We start from the raw sequence: 232 nt of genomic DNA on the forward strand, positions 1-232 counted from the left end.
GGCGAGGGCCGGCGTTCGACTTGCATGTGTTAAGCACGCCGCCAGCGTTCGTCCTGAGCCAGGATCAAACTCTCCGTGAATGCTGTGCCGCCCCCGCTCTCGGGGGGGCGCATTCGCGGGGAGCCGCGCCGGACGCCCCGGGGGAATGGCCCGGGACCGGCGCGGAAGCGTCCTCGCTTGATGTTGTGTGGTGAACCTTCCGTGCCGGGACCGAGACGGTCGCCGGAACGGT

The 232-nt window shown here is 69.8% G+C and carries 1 rRNA gene; it reads right to left on the minus strand.

The features are described from left to right. Positions 1 to 80 (minus strand): 16S ribosomal RNA (locus IF47_RS31330); the annotation flags it as partial. Positions 81 to 232: the final 152 nt, after the last annotated feature.

The organism is Streptomyces megasporus (assembly GCF_000718985.1).
Classification (GTDB): domain Bacteria; phylum Actinomycetota; class Actinomycetes; order Streptomycetales; family Streptomycetaceae; genus Streptomyces; species Streptomyces megasporus.